This window comes from uncultured Chitinophaga sp. (assembly GCF_902168175.1).
GTDB lineage: Bacteria > Bacteroidota > Bacteroidia > Chitinophagales > Chitinophagaceae > Chitinophaga.
Map to the genome: position 1 here is coordinate 412,773 of NZ_CABHOU010000095.1, position 16,657 is coordinate 429,429.

General features: G+C 48.4%; 15 protein-coding genes. 8 read left to right on the forward strand and 7 right to left on the reverse strand.

Going from position 1 to position 16,657, the window contains the following annotated elements; genetic code table 11:
- Nucleotides 1-18 precede the first annotated feature (18 nt).
- The 4 genes from dut (at nucleotide 19) to QZT80_RS23005 (ending at nucleotide 4,617) form a co-directional block, all read left to right on the forward strand.
- The gene (gene dut, locus QZT80_RS22990; RefSeq protein WP_295127868.1) at nucleotides 19-462 is read left to right on the forward strand and encodes a dUTP diphosphatase; all 444 of its coding nucleotides are present in this window, start codon (nucleotides 19-21) and stop codon (nucleotides 460-462) included.
- A 2-nt stretch (nucleotides 463-464) separates the two neighbouring features.
- Nucleotides 465-2,222 carry a tetratricopeptide repeat protein gene (locus tag QZT80_RS22995; RefSeq protein ID WP_295127871.1) on the forward strand — a complete coding sequence of 586 codons (1,758 nt, stop codon included), beginning with the start codon at nucleotides 465-467 and terminating at the stop codon, nucleotides 2,220-2,222.
- 33 nt (nucleotides 2,223-2,255) lie between these two features.
- Nucleotides 2,256-3,098: a DUF4292 domain-containing protein gene (locus QZT80_RS23000; RefSeq protein WP_295127874.1), complete on the forward strand. Its 843-nt coding sequence runs from the start codon at nucleotides 2,256-2,258 to the stop codon at nucleotides 3,096-3,098.
- Between the two features lie 103 nt (nucleotides 3,099-3,201).
- The gene (locus tag QZT80_RS23005; protein ID WP_295127877.1) at nucleotides 3,202-4,617 is read left to right on the forward strand and encodes a peptidoglycan DD-metalloendopeptidase family protein; all 1,416 of its coding nucleotides are present in this window, start codon (nucleotides 3,202-3,204) and stop codon (nucleotides 4,615-4,617) included.
- 65 nt (nucleotides 4,618-4,682) lie between these two features.
- Here QZT80_RS23005 and bshA read toward each other — a convergent pair whose 3' ends face one another.
- Entirely contained in the window at nucleotides 4,683-5,804 is a 1,122-nt protein-coding gene (bshA, locus tag QZT80_RS23010) for an N-acetyl-alpha-D-glucosaminyl L-malate synthase BshA (protein ID WP_295127880.1), read from the reverse strand.
- Between the two features lie 213 nt (nucleotides 5,805-6,017).
- Here bshA and QZT80_RS23015 point away from each other — a divergent pair, with 213 nt between their 5' ends.
- The gene (locus QZT80_RS23015) at nucleotides 6,018-7,391 is read left to right on the forward strand and encodes a M20/M25/M40 family metallo-hydrolase (RefSeq protein ID WP_295127883.1); all 1,374 of its coding nucleotides are present in this window, start codon (nucleotides 6,018-6,020) and stop codon (nucleotides 7,389-7,391) included.
- 16 nt (nucleotides 7,392-7,407) lie between these two features.
- Nucleotides 7,408-7,797 (forward strand): hypothetical protein, encoded by a 390-nt coding sequence (locus QZT80_RS23020; protein WP_295127886.1) that lies wholly within the window; start codon nucleotides 7,408-7,410, stop codon nucleotides 7,795-7,797.
- Nucleotide 7,798: 1 nt separating this feature from the next.
- On the opposite strand, the gene QZT80_RS23025 is transcribed toward QZT80_RS23020, so the two are convergent.
- Together QZT80_RS23025 and QZT80_RS23030 are read right to left on the reverse strand one after the other, a co-directional pair.
- Complete coding sequence (locus tag QZT80_RS23025) at nucleotides 7,799-8,509, reverse strand: SAM-dependent methyltransferase (RefSeq protein ID WP_295127888.1); 711 nt, start codon at nucleotides 8,507-8,509, stop codon at nucleotides 7,799-7,801.
- Nucleotides 8,506-9,270, reverse strand: a complete 765-nt coding sequence (locus QZT80_RS23030; RefSeq protein ID WP_295127891.1) for an EI24 domain-containing protein — start codon at nucleotides 9,268-9,270, stop codon at nucleotides 8,506-8,508. The genes QZT80_RS23025 and QZT80_RS23030 overlap by 4 nt, the downstream gene beginning before the upstream one ends.
- Before the next feature lie 79 nt (nucleotides 9,271-9,349).
- Here QZT80_RS23030 and QZT80_RS23035 point away from each other — a divergent pair, with 79 nt between their 5' ends.
- Complete coding sequence (locus QZT80_RS23035) at nucleotides 9,350-9,970, forward strand: DNA-3-methyladenine glycosylase (RefSeq protein ID WP_295127894.1); 621 nt, start codon at nucleotides 9,350-9,352, stop codon at nucleotides 9,968-9,970.
- Here the strand turns inward: QZT80_RS23035 and QZT80_RS23040 are convergent.
- The 3 genes from QZT80_RS23040 to QZT80_RS23050 all read right to left on the reverse strand — a co-directional run bounded on the left by QZT80_RS23040 (nucleotide 9,967) and on the right by QZT80_RS23050 (nucleotide 13,731).
- Nucleotides 9,967-10,983: a PorP/SprF family type IX secretion system membrane protein gene (locus QZT80_RS23040; RefSeq protein ID WP_295127897.1), complete on the reverse strand. Its 1,017-nt coding sequence runs from the start codon at nucleotides 10,981-10,983 to the stop codon at nucleotides 9,967-9,969. The genes QZT80_RS23035 and QZT80_RS23040 overlap by 4 nt on opposite strands.
- A gap of 114 nt (nucleotides 10,984-11,097) precedes the next feature.
- Nucleotides 11,098-11,751, reverse strand: coding sequence for a uracil phosphoribosyltransferase (gene upp, locus QZT80_RS23045; protein WP_295127900.1), 654 nt, complete (start codon nucleotides 11,749-11,751; stop codon nucleotides 11,098-11,100).
- A 138-nt stretch (nucleotides 11,752-11,889) separates the two neighbouring features.
- Nucleotides 11,890-13,731, reverse strand: coding sequence for a von Willebrand factor type A domain-containing protein (locus QZT80_RS23050; protein ID WP_295127903.1), 1,842 nt, complete (start codon nucleotides 13,729-13,731; stop codon nucleotides 11,890-11,892).
- Between the two features lie 121 nt (nucleotides 13,732-13,852).
- Between QZT80_RS23050 and QZT80_RS23055 the strand changes: the two genes are divergently transcribed.
- Complete coding sequence (locus tag QZT80_RS23055; protein ID WP_295127906.1) at nucleotides 13,853-14,956, forward strand: anhydro-N-acetylmuramic acid kinase; 1,104 nt, start codon at nucleotides 13,853-13,855, stop codon at nucleotides 14,954-14,956.
- Here the strand turns inward: QZT80_RS23055 and ade are convergent.
- Nucleotides 14,953-16,590, reverse strand: a complete 1,638-nt coding sequence (ade, locus tag QZT80_RS23060; RefSeq protein WP_295127909.1) for an adenine deaminase — start codon at nucleotides 16,588-16,590, stop codon at nucleotides 14,953-14,955. The genes QZT80_RS23055 and ade overlap by 4 nt on opposite strands.
- Between the last annotated feature and the right edge of the window lie 67 nt (nucleotides 16,591-16,657).

Genomic DNA, 16,657 nt, shown 5'->3' on the forward strand with positions numbered 1-16,657 from the left:
TCTATATACCTTTGTTAAATGGCAGATATTTTAGTTAAAATGATTAATAAGTCGGCAAACCCATTGCCCGCTTATGCTACTGTAGACGCGGCAGGTATGGACCTTCGCGCAAACCTGGAAACGGCTATTACCCTGCAGCCGCTGGAACGCACCCTGGTGCCCACCGGTTTATACATGGAACTGCCTTCAGGCTTCGAAGCGCAGGTACGCCCGCGCAGTGGCCTGGCCATTAAACAGGGCCTCACCCTGCTGAACACTCCCGGCACGATAGATGCTGATTACAGGGGAGAGATCAAAATAATTATAATTAATTTGTCTAATGAGCCGCAAACTATACAACATGGCGACCGTATTGCCCAAATGGTAATAGCGCCTTTTGTACAGGTTAAACTGGCTGAAGTAGCCGTATTGACCGATACGGAACGCGGCGTGGGCGGATTTGGACATACCGGAAAATCGTAATAATGCGTGTAATCCTTGGCGTTATATTGATCTGTGGTGCGCTCTGGACAGCTGCCTGTAAAACAGGCAAGCCTGTACAAAGCAGTGCCAGAGCTGCTATAAAAGACCCTGCCGTGCTAAAGCAACGGGCAGACAGTTTTTTCTATGCCGCTCAACGATCTAAAATGCTGGGCGATTACCGTACTGCTATTACTCAATACTCCGACTACCTGCGCCTCGACTGGAACAATGCCGCTGTTTATTATGAACTGGGCCGCCTGTTTATGGAAGTACGTAATGCTCCTTATGCACTCGGATTTGCCCGCCGTTCGGTTGCACTTGACAGTGCCAATAAATGGTACCAGATGGGGTTAGCAGAGGCGTATGCGGTAAACGAAATGTTCGATAGCGCGGCGCATGTATACGGCAGGCTGGCCAGGCGTTACCCCGAAAACGATGATTACAGTTTTAACCAGGGCATGTTCCTTGGCCGTGCAAACAAACCCTCTGAAGCACTGAAAGTATTCCAAAAGCTGGAACAGAAAATAGGGCCGATGGAGGAAGTGGTGTACCAGGTGCAGAAACAACTGATTAAGCTGAACCGGGTAGACGAAGCTGCCACTGAAATACATAAACTGGTAGATCAGGACCCGTCTGAGCCCCGCTACTACCTGCTGTTGGCAGAACTGTACGACGCCAACGATATGATACCACAGGCTAAAGCCATGTACGATACTATTCTGCAGAAAGATCCTGACCATCCAAGAGCGCTGATCGCCATTGCGAACTACGCCAAAAAAGGAGGCAACATGGCTGACTACTGGAAGTACCTGACCCGCGCTTTTGCCAACCCTGATTACAGTATTGATGAGAAGGTAGCTTTCGTATATCCTTACCTGCAAATGCAGCGGTTAGACAGTACTAAACTGGAAGAAGGTCTTGCACTAAGCGCGCTGGTAATCGGGGCGCACCCCGAAGAGGCAAAGGCTTACGCGTTACGTGGCGATATGTTTTCGCAGGCCGACTTTACAGACAGTGCCCTACATAATTACCGGAAAGCGGTAAGCCTCGACTCCACCCGTTTTACTGTGTGGTACCAGCTAATGTGGCTTTACTCGCGAAACGACCAGGTAGATTCATTGTTACGTGTTAGCGAAGCCGTTACCAAACGTTTTCCGCAGGAGTTTATGGGTTATTACTTTAATGGAATGGCTAACTACTTTATGCAGCACTACGATGTTGCGGTACGATCATTGAGCAAGTCGTTACAGGTAGGTGCCAGCGAGCCTCGTTATAAAGCAGACGTATATGCGTTACTCGGAGATGTATATCACGCAACTGGTCAACACCGCCTTTCGGATAGCAGTTACGATAATTCGTTAGCCCTGCGGCCCAAAGATGATATTGTACTGAACAACTATAGTTATTATTTGTCTATGCGCGGCGAGCGCCTGGACAAAGCCGAGCAGATGTCGCGCTACTCACTGGAATTGCGGCCGGATAACCCGGTGTACCTCGACACCTACGCCTGGATATTATTCAGGATGGGCAGGTACGAACTGGCACGCCAATGGATAGAAAAAGCGTTACAGTACCCGCAGGCCCAGCAGGACCCGGATGTACTGGAGCATTATGGCGATATCCTCTATAATTTAAAAGAAGAAGACAAAGCAGTGCAATACTGGCAGCAGGCTAAGGAAAAAGGCGCATCGTCTGTTAGCCTGGCCAGGAAGATTGCAGAGAAAAGATATATTCAGCCGGGCGCCGCTTCGCAGCAATAAGCTTATACCCGGTGGCAAGCGAACTAATTAATCATGAGAAGAACAGCACTATTACAATTCACCATAGCCGCCATTACACTGGCGCTATTATCCTGCGGATCTGCTAAAAAGATAACCCGCGCTAATTTTCCCTCTGATACTACAGGGATGGTTAAAAGAGATTCTTCAGCGTTAACTGCCGGGGCAGACAGAGCGCTGGCCCTCGACATTGCCTCGAAAGTAAAGGCTAATCACATCGACTTCAAAACCTTTGAGGCCAAGCTGAAGGTAGATTACGCCAACGACAAAGGCACATCATTCAATAACATCCGTGTAAACATCCGCATGATCAAAGACAGCGTGATATGGATATCCTGCTCGGTGTTAATACTGGACGATGTGGTAAGGGCGGTGATTACCAAAGACAGTCTGAAACTCGTGAACAGGAAAGACAAAACAGTATTGTTGCGCGATATTGCCAATGCTAAAGAAACACTTAACATCCCATTTGATTTTGCTACCCTGCAGGACCTGATTATCGGGAACGCCATTTACTTCAACGACTCTATCACCAATATCATTAAAACACCTTCGGTAGTTTCTTTTAGCTGTCAGCATCCCGAAGTGGTGAGTTTGTTTAACGTATTTGCAGATGATTTCGGATTGCAGCAGAGCAAGGTTACCGACCGCGATAGTACGGGTACGGCTGCCCGCAGCTGCGAGCTAACTTATGGAGAGTACAAAACCATACAGGGCCGTAAGTTTCCCACTCAGCGCCGCATTTACATAGAAGAGAAGAACATTCTCAAAGTAGCGATGGACTTCAAAGACAAGATTGAATTTGATACACCCGTATCTGTTCCATTTAAAGTGCCCGCCAGTTACACAAAAGAATAGCAACCGCCCTTGCGGGACACAATCATTTTTAACAATTAACGTTGTATATTTATCGTTTATATAACCAGTTTCCTGAGCTCATTTTAAATTTATCATGTTGCAATTGAAAAGAATTATCCCATTTATCTTTCTGCTCGTCCTCATCACTCCTGCTATACTGCATGCGCAAACCACGCAACAGACGCGGGAGGACCTCGAACGCCAGAAACGGGAACTGCAACAGGAACTGAATGAGGCCCAGGCAGCTTTGAACGAAACAAAGAAAACCTCTAAGCAAAGCCTTTTCCAACTGAACGCCCTTCGTAAAAAGGTTGCCTTACGCGAAGGCATGATCCGCAACATTAACGGGGAAATCAACTTTATTAATGGTGATATTAACTCCGCTATCCGCGATGTAAAAACGTTGGAGAAGGACCTTGATACGCTGAAGGCGCAGTATGCACAACTGGTAGTGTATGCATATAAAAACCGCGGTGCGTACGCCATGCTCAACTTCGTATTTTCGGCTAACAGTTTTAACGACGCCATCCGCCGTTACGAGTACATGAAGCAGTACCGCGAGTATCGCCAGCGCCAGGCCGATAACATTGTTCAAACACAGGAGCAGCTTAAGATAAAGATCGCTAACCTGGAAGATCAGCGGGGTAAACGTTCGCTGGTGCTTAAAACAGAACAGCAGGAAAGAGAAGTACTCGAGAAAGACAGGAAGGAGAAGAATGACATGGTGGCTGCGCTAAAGGGTAAAGAAAAAGAACTGACTGCCGACATCAACAAACGGAAAAAAGATCAGCAACGTATACAGGCCAGTATTCGCGCAATTATCGCCAGGGAAATGGAGGAAGCGCGTAAGAAAGCAGCCGCTGAGGAACTGGCAAGAAAGAATGCCGAAGCAGAGCGTAAGAAACGTGAGGAGGCTGCCCGTAAAGCCGCCCTTGCGGCAGCCGCGGCCAACAATGCAAATAATACGGCCACCAATAATACACCAACACCGCCTCCGGTAAAGCCAGATCCAACACCTGCTCCGCCCCCGGTTAAATCTGCGGCAAGGCCGGAACGCTCGCTGAGTGTACTGGAAAATACAGGGGAACTGGTAGCATTGTCTGACAGGTTTGAAGATAACAAAGGTAAACTCCCATGGCCTGTTTCATCTGGTACGGTGATCGGTGAATATGGTGTAAACCAGGATAGTGAGATCAAGATAAAAACGCAGTACGACGGTATCCTCATCGCCACTACCAAAGGCGCCAGCGTAAAAGCAATATTTGATGGTGAAGTGATCAGCGTATTTAACGCGGGCCCGGGTTATGGCTGGTGTGTGATCATACAGCATGGCCGTTACTTTACTAACTATGTCCACATCGGCAACTACGCCGTGAAGAAAGGTGATAAAGTTAAAACAGGCCAGAACATTGGTACGGTAATGACGAATGTGGAGGAGAACCTGGGCGTATTGGACGTGCAGGTATATAAAGATGGTGCAAGTATGAACCCTCGCACCTGGCTTAGCCCCAAACGATAGAAACTATTCAGCATAAAAAATCCCGCAACCATACGTTGCGGGATTTTTCTTTTTATAAAGATGAACTAACCGATCACCTTTTCATACAGCCTTTCGTACTGCGGTATTATATTGTCGATATGAAAACGCAACGCCTGTTCCAGGGCACCTTTCCTGAGCTTTTCGAGTAATACTTCGTCCTGCAGCACCTCGATGGCGTGAGCCGCCATCCTGTCTACATCGCCAACAGCACTGGTAAAGCCCGTTTGACCATTAATATTGATCTCCGGTAAACCGCCTGCATTCGAAGAAATAACCGGCACCTGCGATGCCATCGCTTCCAGTGCGGCAAGGCCGAAGCTCTCGTAATCGGAAGGCAGCAGGAATAAGTCCGCAATAGACATTACATCTTCCAGCTGCTCCTGTTTACCCACAAAACGGATGTCGTCGCAAAGGCCCATATCGCGGCACATACATTCGATCATCGGCCTGTCTGGTCCATCGCCCACCAGTAATAATTTGGCCGGCATTTTTTCGCGCACCTGCTTAAATATCTTCACTACATCGGGCACCCTTTTCACCTTACGGAAGTTGGATACGTGCAGCAGTATTTTTTCTCCTTTAGGCGCAATAGCGTCGCGGAAGTGCGGCATGTCGCGGCGTTTAAAACGGGCAGTGTCCACGAAGTTGTAAATCACTTCTATCTCTTTATCGATAGGAAAGGATTTAAATGTTTCTTCCCGCAGGTTGTTGGATACGGCGGTAATGGCATTAGACTCATTAATGGAGAAGGTTACTACCGGGGCGTAAGTTTTGTCCTTACCTACCAGGGTAATATCGGTGCCATGCAAAGTTGTGATGAACGGGATGTGTTTACCCTGTTTGGCCACGATTTGCTGCGCCATGTAGGCAGTAGAGGCGTGAGGGATGGCGTAGTGTACATGCAGCAGGTCCAGTTGCTGGTTGAGTATTACATCCACCATGGTGCTGCTGAGGGCCGATTCGTACGGCGGAAAGTCAAAAAGAGGGTAGGTAGGCACCTGTACCTCGTGATAGTAAATATTGGCATGGAAAGCATTGAGGCGTACCGGCTGCTGGTAAGTGATAAAGTGCACCATATGCCCTTTATCCGCCAGCGCTTTGCCCAGCTCAGTAGCCAGTACCCCGCTTCCTCCATAGGTTGGATAACACACTATACCTATACGCATGAAGTTGTTTTTAAAGTAATTACACAATTGCGGCCTGCAACAGGCGGCGTCACGTGGAAACATCCTTGGCTGGTTCCTTTCTGCCGGCCTTTTAAAGGGCCGCAACTAATCTTCTGTTTCGCCTGCGAAGGTAAACTACAAAATTCAATTACCGCCCCATTTGCAGGAGCAGCGGTAATTAATTAGCTTTAATTTAAAATCGAACCTGGCTTAATGAAAAAGCACTTATTATTTTTACTGGCCTGCACAACGGCTCAGTTCACCTTTGCCCAACAAAACGACTCTGTTGCCATCCGCAGGATTGCCAATGAAATTCTCTCCAACAGCTATGCTTACGAAGACCTGCGGGTATTAACCAAAAAGGTAGGTGCCCGCCTGGCAGGCTCCCAGGGCATGGTGAAAGCCGAAAAATGGGGCGTGGCAGCACTTAAGGCTGCCGGCGCCGACTCTGTTTACATGCAGGAATGTATGGTGCCGCATTGGGTACGCGGTACTAAGGAGGAGGGTAAGATCCTCTCTAACCGCCGCGACTTCGTACCCCCGTTAAACATTGCCGCCCTGGGTAATTCTGTAGGAACAGGTGCCAAGGGTGTTACTGCCCAGGTGATAGAAGTTAAATCTTTTGAGGAGTTGGATAAACGGAAGGAGGAGGTGAAGGGGAAGATCGTTTTCTACAACTACCCCTTTATCGATACCCATGTAAAAACCTTTAACTCCTATGGTGATGCCGTTAAGTACAGGGGCCAGGGTGCCAGCCGTGCCGCCAAATATGGTGCTGTGGCGGTGGTAATAAGGTCAATGTCGCACAGTACGGATAACCACCCGCATACCGGTTCGGTAAACTATGCCGAAGATGCGCCGAAAATTCCGGCTGCAGCCTTGGGGCTTAAAGATGCGGACCGCCTCAGCAAACGGGTGGCCAGCGATCCTTCCATGAAATTGTACCTGCGCACCAACTGCGTTAAGCTGCCCGATACTATTGGCCACAACGTTATAGGTATTATCCGCGGCAGCGAGTTTCCCGACCAGTACATTACGGTAGGTGGTCACCTCGACAGCTGGGACCTCGCCGAGGGCGCACACGATGATGGTGCCGGTTTGGTACAGTCGATAGAAGTACTTCGCGCTTACAAGGCACTGGGTATGCAGCCTAAACGTACTTTACGCGTGGTGCTGTTTGCAAACGAGGAAAACGGTGCCCGTGGTGCCGCTAAGTATGCCGATGAAGCCAAGGCAAAGAACGAAAAACATGTGTTTGCGCTCGAAAGCGATGCCGGTGGCTTTACACCCCGTGGGTTCATGCTGGAAATGGAGGCCGAAAAGCGTGCAAAAATACTGTCCTGGAAGCCCCTGTTGCTGCCTTACGGCCTTTACGACTTCGATGAAGTTGGCGGTGGTGTAGACGTAGGCTTCCTGCACCGGGCACTCGGTACGCCCATGGGTGAACTTTCTCCCGACTCCCAACGTTATTTTGATGTGCATCACGCAGCGTCGGACGTGTTTGAAGCGGTGAATAAACGTGAACTGGAGCTTGGAGCAGTGGGTATGGCGGCACTTCTTTACCTGGTAGATCAATACGGTTTGTAAATCATTTCCCTATCATATGCGTCGATTCATTTTTATAATAGTAGGTGTTATTGTGTTGCTACTGGCCATTTGGGGCTGGTTCCAGTTTTATTTTGTGTTTGGCGAAGGCCCACGTGCGGGAGAGCTTAACTACATCATGAAGAAGGGGTATGTTTGGAAAACATATGAGGCAAAGATCATCCAGGTTGGCTTCAAAGGCGCTTCCGGCTCATTCCAGTCCAACGAATTCCAATTTTCTGTGGAGGATGAAAAGGTGGCCCAGCAGCTGATGAGTAGCAGTGGTAAATGGGTAAACGTACACTACCGCGAATACAAGGGCGCCTTGCCCTGGCGTGGTATGAGCAAGTATATCGTTGATAGTGTGATAAGCGTGAGTAACTCACCCAGCACTACCACACTTCCTTAACTTAAACAGCTAATAAAAGAAATATTGCCGGACGCTTGTGTAATGCAGGCTCCGGTATTTTTTTCCATTCTGCTACAGGAAGAGTGCGGATGTATTCTTCGGGTGCGGTAAGGTCGGCCGCAATACAGAGTAGGGTGGCGTCCTTACAATGGGTGATAATGTCTTTAAACAGATGGCCGTTACGGTAAGGCGTTTCTATAAATATCTGTGTTTGCCCCTTTTTCTGCGATTGCAGTTCCAGTTCTTTAATAGCGTTAGTCCTTTCCGGTGGTTTTATTGGCAGGTAGCCTGTAAACTGGAAGTTTTGTCCGTTCATACCAGAGGCCATCAGTGCCAGCAGGATAGAGCTGGGGCCTACCATGGGCACCACGGTGGCGCCTATACTGTGCGCTGCCTGTACCACCAGGTTGCCGGGGTCGGCAATGGCAGGACATCCCGCCTCGCTCAGTATACCCACATCTTTGCCTGCCTGTAATGCCTTTTTAGCCATACTAAGGTCGGGTGCATGGTTCTCGTGCATCAGGTGTAACTCCAGCTCATCGATATTGATGTTGCGGTCAAGCGCTTTCAGAAAACGACGGGCGGTACGTTCATTTTCAACAAAAAATACCTTTATAAGCCTGGCCCTTTCCGTAATGTAAGCAGGTATAGTAAACAGGGTGTCCGGACTTAATACGGTGGGCAGCAAATACACTTTTCCTAACTGGCTCATGGCAAACGTTGTTGTTGTAAGTGAATGGTAGCGGCAATTACGGCGTAACACGGAGCTACTATCCAGCCAATGATCGGTACAAACATCATAATATAAAATACGAGCCCGTTACCAATAGCCATGCCCTTATGTTGCGGAATGTAATTGATGCTCTGTTTCATCGTCCAGCGGCGACGCTCGAAGCTGTAGTCCATCATCGAAAAACCGAAGTAGTAACATTCTACGATCAGGGCGATCAGCGGTGTAATCCATCCTATTACCGGGATAAAAGCCAGCAGTAAAATGAGCAGCATGTACATGGTTTGATATACGAGGTTACGGAACGACAATTTTACACCACGCACAATATCTTCCAGCAACTGTTTCCAGTTAAAGGGAAAATCTTTATGCTGAATGATGGCCTCCGTTTTTTCAGAGAGGTATGCAAATATTGGTGAGCCTACGATCAGGAAAAGATATTTGAAGTAGGAGAAATAGAGTAACAGGAAGATAATCCGTATAGCGAAGCCCAGTAAAAGGAAGAAGAAATTTATCCAGCTGTTTTCCAGTTCCGCTATCCACATTTTAAGTGGCAGCAGGTTAAACAGGTATTCGGCAAAATCGCCCGAATACACCCACACGAATTTTACGCCCAGCAGGAACAGCAAACAGTAAATCACACCGGGAATAATGATCCACTTCCATAACCGGTGTTTATTAATAAATTGATGCGCTTTTCCGTAAGATTGCAATGCGCCTAGAAACTCCCTGAACGAAAACAAAACTTAATTTTTTATATGTGACATAATGAGCATTACCAGTAACTTAGATCAAAGATTCTAAATTAAAACATTTTTCAGGATGGTTAAACTTGCCCGCGCATTTTACGAGCAACAGGATGTGTGTAAGATAGCAAAATCATTATTGGGAAAAGTATTGGTAACACAATTTAACAGTTTGCGTACAGCAGGCATTATCGTGGAAACAGAGGCTTACGCCGGTGTAACCGATAAGGCATCGCACGCCAGTAATGGCCGTAGAACGGCCCGCACGGAGATTATGTATGCGGACGGTGGGGTTGCTTATGTGTATCTCTGCTACGGCATTCATCACCTGTTTAATGTGGTGACGAATAAAAAAGATGTGCCGCATGCAGTGCTGGTAAGGGCGGTGGAGCCGGTAGAAGGAATTGATGTGATGATGGAACGTACCGGTAAAATTCGCTTTGATCATACCCTTACTGCCGGCCCAGGCAGTTTGACCAGGGCACTGGGTATAAATACCCGCCACACAGGCGTGGTTTTAGATGGAGACGTAATATGGATAGAGGATGCGCCTAAAATTCCATCTGCCCAAATAATAGCCGGCACCCGTGTAGGCGTAGCTTATGCAAAGGAAGATGCATTATTGCCCTATCGCTTTTCTATCCGTAATAATCCCTGGGTAAGCAAAGGAAAAGGATTGGACCAAATACCGGTTTAGAACCTGGGACAAAGTGTTTTGTACTTGCTGTTTTCGTTGTGACGGCGAACGTAGATAAAGGAAAGTTCCACGCCACCCCTGTACTGAGATGCTGGTTTAAGTGTAGACACGTTAAGGTCATAACTCAGGCCCACCTGGAGACCATTAATTTCCAAAGCAACATAAGGGTTAACGGCATCTTTGAGACGGTACCAGCTACCAATGTAAAAGGTAGTTGGAGACTCGGGCATGCCGTTAAGCAGGAAGCCGTAAGCACCGCCGAAAGCTGTTTCGGTGGCCTCGTTCTGCTTCATATAGTGTGCGCTCATGTGTATACGGTTATTGCCGTTTACAGGAAACGAACCGCCCGCCTGGAAAGTATAGCGGTAGCTTAAACGGTTATTGTCCTGGTTCATGAACGTTTCTGTAGGCTGTGTAATATGATAATAAGATGCACCAAGGTAAAGGTTGGAATTTTCGCCTACCAGTCCATTATACAGCAGGCCCACGTTAAAGTCGGGGTAGGCAATGCTTGGGTTAGGAATGTTCTCGTTATTTGGCAAAGACGGGTTGTACCCTGTATTATCGATCTGGTTTTCGAAGATCAGTTTAGTAGCGTCTATACGTTTAGTTACCCACGCTACCTGAACACCCAAACCTAATGTATGGTTACCTTCTGGGTCCAGGCCTTTGTGATAGGCTGTGCTTAAACCAACATAGTTGGAAGTAAGGGCGCCTGCACCCGTTTTGTCGTAGAGCGCAATTACACCCACGCCCCAGATATCATTATAGGAAATCGTGTTTTTAAGAATACTGAAGTCGGCCGATACCGTACCCGTTATAAAAGGAGAGGCAATACTGCGCCACTGAGATCGGTAATTACCTGCCACCCTGAAGTCGCCGGAGAAATACCCGGTAAACGCGGGGTTAAACGTCAGCGGAGAGGCAAAGAATTGCGTGAAATGCGGATCTTGCGCGGCGGCAGGACGCAGCGAAAACAAGATTATGGCTAAAGATAGTAATAGTCTTTTCATACAGGTTCTTCGTATAGGGTAGACTGACACTATACAATGTGAAATTACACGAATAATGTCATATCTCAAATTAAAATTATATAAAACTATGCGTTTTATAGACGAAAATGACCTTTACTGCTGCATTTTTGCCCCAAATGCGAGGTCGCCGGCATCGCCTAGTCCGGGTACTATGTACCCCTTGGCGGTCAATTCATCGTCCACATCGCCGGCCCAGATGGTAACTGGCACGTCGGCGTTCCGTTGAACGTACTCGATGCCGATGGTGCAGGCGATAGCGGTAACTATATGAATATGAGACGGTTTTCCGAAAACGGTAAGGTGTTCAATCGTTTTCACCAGCGAGGCGCCGGTGGCAAGCATAGGATCCGAAAGAATAAGCACTTTATCGTCGAGCGCCGGGCACGAAACATATTCCAGGCTGATTTCGAACGTTCCGTCGTGTTTATGTTTCCGGTAAGCGGAAATATAAGCGTGATCGGCTTTGTCGAAATAATTAACTAAACCCTGATGTAACGCCAACCCCGCCCTTAATATTGTTCCAAGTACGGGCTGATGTTTAATGACCATGCAATTAGCTGTTCCCAATGGGGTTTGCACCTCTCTGTCAACAAAAGTGAGCAATTTACTGATCTCATAGGCAGCCACTTCGCCCAGCCTTTCCATGTTACGGCGGAACCGCATTCTGTCGTTCTGCACATCTACATCACGGATTTCTGCCAGCCAGTCGCCTACAACGGAGTTCAGTTCACTGAGATTAATAATCATACTACAGCCATTTTTACCGTTTCAAAATACCACTTTATTTTAAATGCGCTGCAAAATCCGTAGGGTTTTGAAAAAGAAGAGGCGGCCCGCGGGCCGCCTCTGGCGGTATTACACCAAAAACTACTTAAAAAAGATAACTTAATCGGCTCGCGCTACATCGGGTTTTAACAGTTGTGCCTTCTTTACCAGTTGGATGAACTCGGAGCGGTACCCTTCTTTATCATCACCTTTCGACCTGCCCGCCAGTTCTAATACATGCTGATAACTGGCGTTGGCTTTAAACTCTGAGTCGCGGAGAAGCATACCGAATTCGGCAACTGCTGCGGCCATGCGAAAATCGGCGGGGCTCGACTCAATACTTTTTACAGAGGATTTCAATACCTGCGTTAACAATTGGCTTTTGTTGCCATCCGGTTTCTTGTAGCGCACTTTTACGGTCAGTACCTCGTTGCCGTTACTTTTGCCGGGAATATACTCCTGGTACTTCAGCGGATCGATAGCGCCCTGGTCGTTTCTGCCCGCAGGAACGATTTCGTACAGGGCCGTAACGGTATGGCCCGCGCCCATATCGCCCGCATCTTTTTTATCATCGTTAAAGTCCTCATCGTTTAACAGCCGGTTTTCGTAGCCAACCAGCCTGTACGACTGTACATAAGCAGGGTTAAATTCTACCTGTAGTTTCACATCTTTTGCAATGGTGAACAAGGTTCCGCCAAACTCGGTTACAAACGTGCGGCGGGCTTCTTCGAAGTTGTCGATATAAGCATAGTTCCCGTTTCCTTTGTCTGCCAGGATCTCTAATTTATTGTCTTTATAATTACCCATTCCAAAGCCAAGTACCGAAAGAAATATACCTTTCTCTTTCTGTGCTTCTATCAGCCGCTGCATGTCCCCATCGCTGGAGGCCCCAACGTTAAAGTCACCATCGGTGGCCAGTATTACGCGGTTATTGCCTTCTTTGATGAAGTGCTGAAGCGCCGTGCTGTAGGCCAGTTTTATGCCTGCCCCGCCTGCGGTGGAACCACCGGCTTCGAGTTTGTCCAAAGCATCCAGGATGGCGGTTTTATTATCTCCCGGAGTAGATGGAAGTACGAGCCCGGCTGCACCTGCATATACTACGATCGCTACTTTATCTACAGGCCTCAATTGTGCCACCAGGGCTTTAAATGCCTGCTTCACCAGTGGCAGTTTGTTCTCATCCATCATCGATCCGGAAACATCCAGCAGGAATACCAGGTTGGATGCCGGGAGTTTGTCCTGCGCCACCACTTTACCCTGTATGCCAATACGTACCAGCCGGTTGGTAGTATTCCAGGGACAAATCGCGATATCGGAATGGATAGCCACCGGTGCGGCATCATTGGGTTGTGTATATTGATAATCGAAATAGTTGATCATCTCTTCTACCCTTACTGCGTCTTTCGGCGGCAACTGGCCCTGGTTCAGGAAACGGCGTATGTTGGAGTAGGACGCACGATCCACATCTGCGGCAAAAGTGCTGAGGGGGCGGTTCTTTACCTGGTGAAAGATGTTTTCGTTAACCGGGCTGTAGTCTTCGGTGTTGGCTCTGTCTGCCGCTTTGTAATAGGCGTTTCTGGAGATGTGTCCCTGGGAGGCCACCATGCTCCTTTTTGCTAACGGGGCGTATCCCGCTACTACTACTTCCTGCAGCGCATGGTTCTGGGGTGCTAATTGTATATTGATGACGGTGTCTTTGCCAGCAGGGAAGTGGATGGTTTGCGGAACATATCCGATAAACGATACGTCCAGGCCACCCCTGGTTTTTGTGGGGGGAACGAAAATATAGCGCCCGTCCTCACCTGTATGGGTATTGAGCGTGGTGCCGGCCAGCTTGATCGTAACTCCTGGCAGTGGCTGTCCGCTACCAGCCTCCGTAACAATCCCGGTAATCTTCCTGGTTTGCGCCTGAACGGCCAGTACACTAAGTGTGATGAGTAGTAAACAACATATCTTTTTCATGGGACTTCGCTTTTGTTCGGGAGGATGATGCGGGGATTAAGACGGTTTCCATAAACCAAGACAGATTTTTTCAAAATTTCTTTCCCCCAATGAATTTACCTTTGCCCCAAAAAAAAGAAGCATGGTCTATAAGGTGATCGGTTTAATGTCCGGCAGTTCGCTCGATGGGTTGGATATAGTGTTTGCGGAATTAACGGAAGTGCGGGGGCAGTGGACTTATAACATCCTGGCGGCAGATTGCCTGCCTTATTCCCCCGAATGGCTGAATAAACTAAGCACCGCTACCAGCCTGTCTGCACAGGACTACCTGCTGCTGCACAGCGCCTACGGGCATTACCTGGGCGAACAGGTAAATACCTTTATTCATCAACATCAGCTGGACCACCAGGTCCATTTCATAGCCTCTCATGGGCATACCACGTTCCACATGCCTGCTCAACAAATGACTGCGCAGCTGGGTGACGGAGCGGCGATATCTGCCAAAACGGGCCTGCCTGTAATAAGCGACCTCCGTGCTATGGACGTGGCGTTGGGCGGACAAGGAGCGCCTATCGTACCAGTGGGTGAAAAGCTGTTGCTGCCCGGATTTGCCTACTGGCTTAATCTGGGCGGTATCGCTAATATTTCTTCTGAAACGGCCACGGGCGATTTTGTGGCCTTCGATGTTTGTCCGGCTAACCGGGTGTTGAATGCACTGGCTTCGCAGTTGGGTCGTGAGTATGATGAAAATGGTGCGCTGGCTGCCGGCGGAATTGTAGATGAAGCCCTGCTGGCAAGACTCAATGCTCTTGAGTATTACGCCGCCCCTTATCCTAAATCACTGGCCAACGAGTTTGGTACAGCAACCGTGCTGCCCTTAGTGCGTGAGTTTAGTATTTCGGTACAGGGTAAACTGCGTACTTATGCCGAGCATATTGCACAACAGGTATATGAAGCCGTGTTAAAGATCCATCCCGGTATTACACCGTCGACCCCTGCCAAAAAACTGCTGGTTACGGGCGGTGGGGCTTTCAATACTTTCCTCATCCAGCGTATTCACGATAAACTCGAGCAACTGGGGATAGATGTGGTGGTGCCCGATGCGCAGACGGTCGCTTATAAAGAAGCGATCATCATGGCGCTGATAGGCGCGTTGCGCTGGAGGCAGGAAGATAATGTGTTATCTTCTGTAACCGGCGCCTCCCGCAACAGCATAGGCGGTGCATTATGGATGGGGGAAAGTTAATAGACCGGCGTAAATGAAAAACTATCGCCATCGAACAGCCCGAGATCGCTAAGTTTAAGATGTGGAATAACCAGCAGCGCCATGAATGATAAAGTCATAAATGGTGCTGCCAGCGTACTGCCCAGCGCCTTTGCCGCAGCATCTGCCTCGCTGTACTGGCGGGCTACTTCATAACCATCCAGCGCGCTCATGAGCCCTGCTACCGGTAAAGGCAGGGTTTGGGTGGATGCGGCACCAATGGCAGTAACGCCGCCCTGGTGGCTGATGATCTCATTCACCGCTTTACATATTTCCTCGTCCGATACACCCACTGCAATAATATTATGGCTATCATGCGCCACCGATGATGCAATGGCACCTGCTTTAAGGTTGAAGTTGCGGATAAAGCCTACTGCCACTGGTGCTGGCTTATAACGATTCACCACGGCCACTTTAAGTACATCCTGCTCCAGGTCCGATTCAATCGCCCCGTTTTTAACAGGCACTTCCAGCTCCAGGCAATTTGTGATCAGTTGGCCTTCCAGGGCTTCTATTACTTTCACTTTTATGCGATCACCTGTATTTCCCGGCGCTGTAATGCGGAACTCTTCAGGCTTGCGTAAAGCACTGTGGAAGTAGTTTACAGGAGTTGAACTTACACTGGGGATAAGCGTTTTTCCCTCTTTCGCCACCATCAGCCCGTTTATATAAGTCGCCTGCACATTAAAAATCTGCGGATGATCTATAATGATGAAATCTGCAGGATCGCCTGGCTGCAAAAGCCCTACGTCCAGTTTATAATGTTTAACAGGGTTGATGCAGGCTGCCTGTAGTACTTTAAACAGGTCGTTCCCCTTGGCCAGCGCACGTTTTACCAACTCGTCTATATGACCTTCCACGAGGTTGTCGGGGTGCTTGTCGTCGCTGCAAAACATGATGTTGGCATAGTGTTCGTCGAGCAGGGGGATGAGTGCTTCGAAATTCCTGGCGGCGCTGCCTTCGCGGATCAGGATCTTCATCCCAAACCTTAATTTGTCTAAAGCCTCTTCGGCAGTAAAACATTCATGATCGGTGCTGATGCCGGCTGCAATATACCTGCGCGCATCTTCGCCCCGTAAGCCAGGTGCATGACCGTCTACCGGCTTGTTATATTTTTTTGCGGATGCAATTTTTTGCATCACCTCTTTATCTTCAAATAATACACCCGGGAAGTTCATCATTTCCGACAGGTATACAACATCCGGTCGCTGTAATAAAAGGTCTACATCTTCTGCTGTTACCGCTGCCCCTGCCGTTTCAAATACCGTTGCCGGTACACAGGAAGGCGCGCCGAACCAGAATTTGAAAGGTACCTGTTTACCATTGTCCAGCATATATTCCACCCCTTTTACACCTAACACATTCGCAATTTCATGTGGGTCCGACACGGTGGCCACGGTGCCGTGTACAACGGCCAGCCGTGCAAATTCGGATGGAATTAGCATGGAGCTTTCCACATGTACATGTGCGTCCACAAAACCAGGGAGCATATAACCGGTGGCGCTTTCCACACCAGTGATACTGCTGATGCGCCCATTTTCCACAACTACGTTAGCAGGATAGATTTTTTTGCCAGGTATATCTACCAGGTTAGCGGTAAGTGTAAAGCTGTTCATGCCGTAAATCTAATGGATTTATGTATCTTTAATAGATCAGTTAAAAGGAACATTAAACCATTCTTAA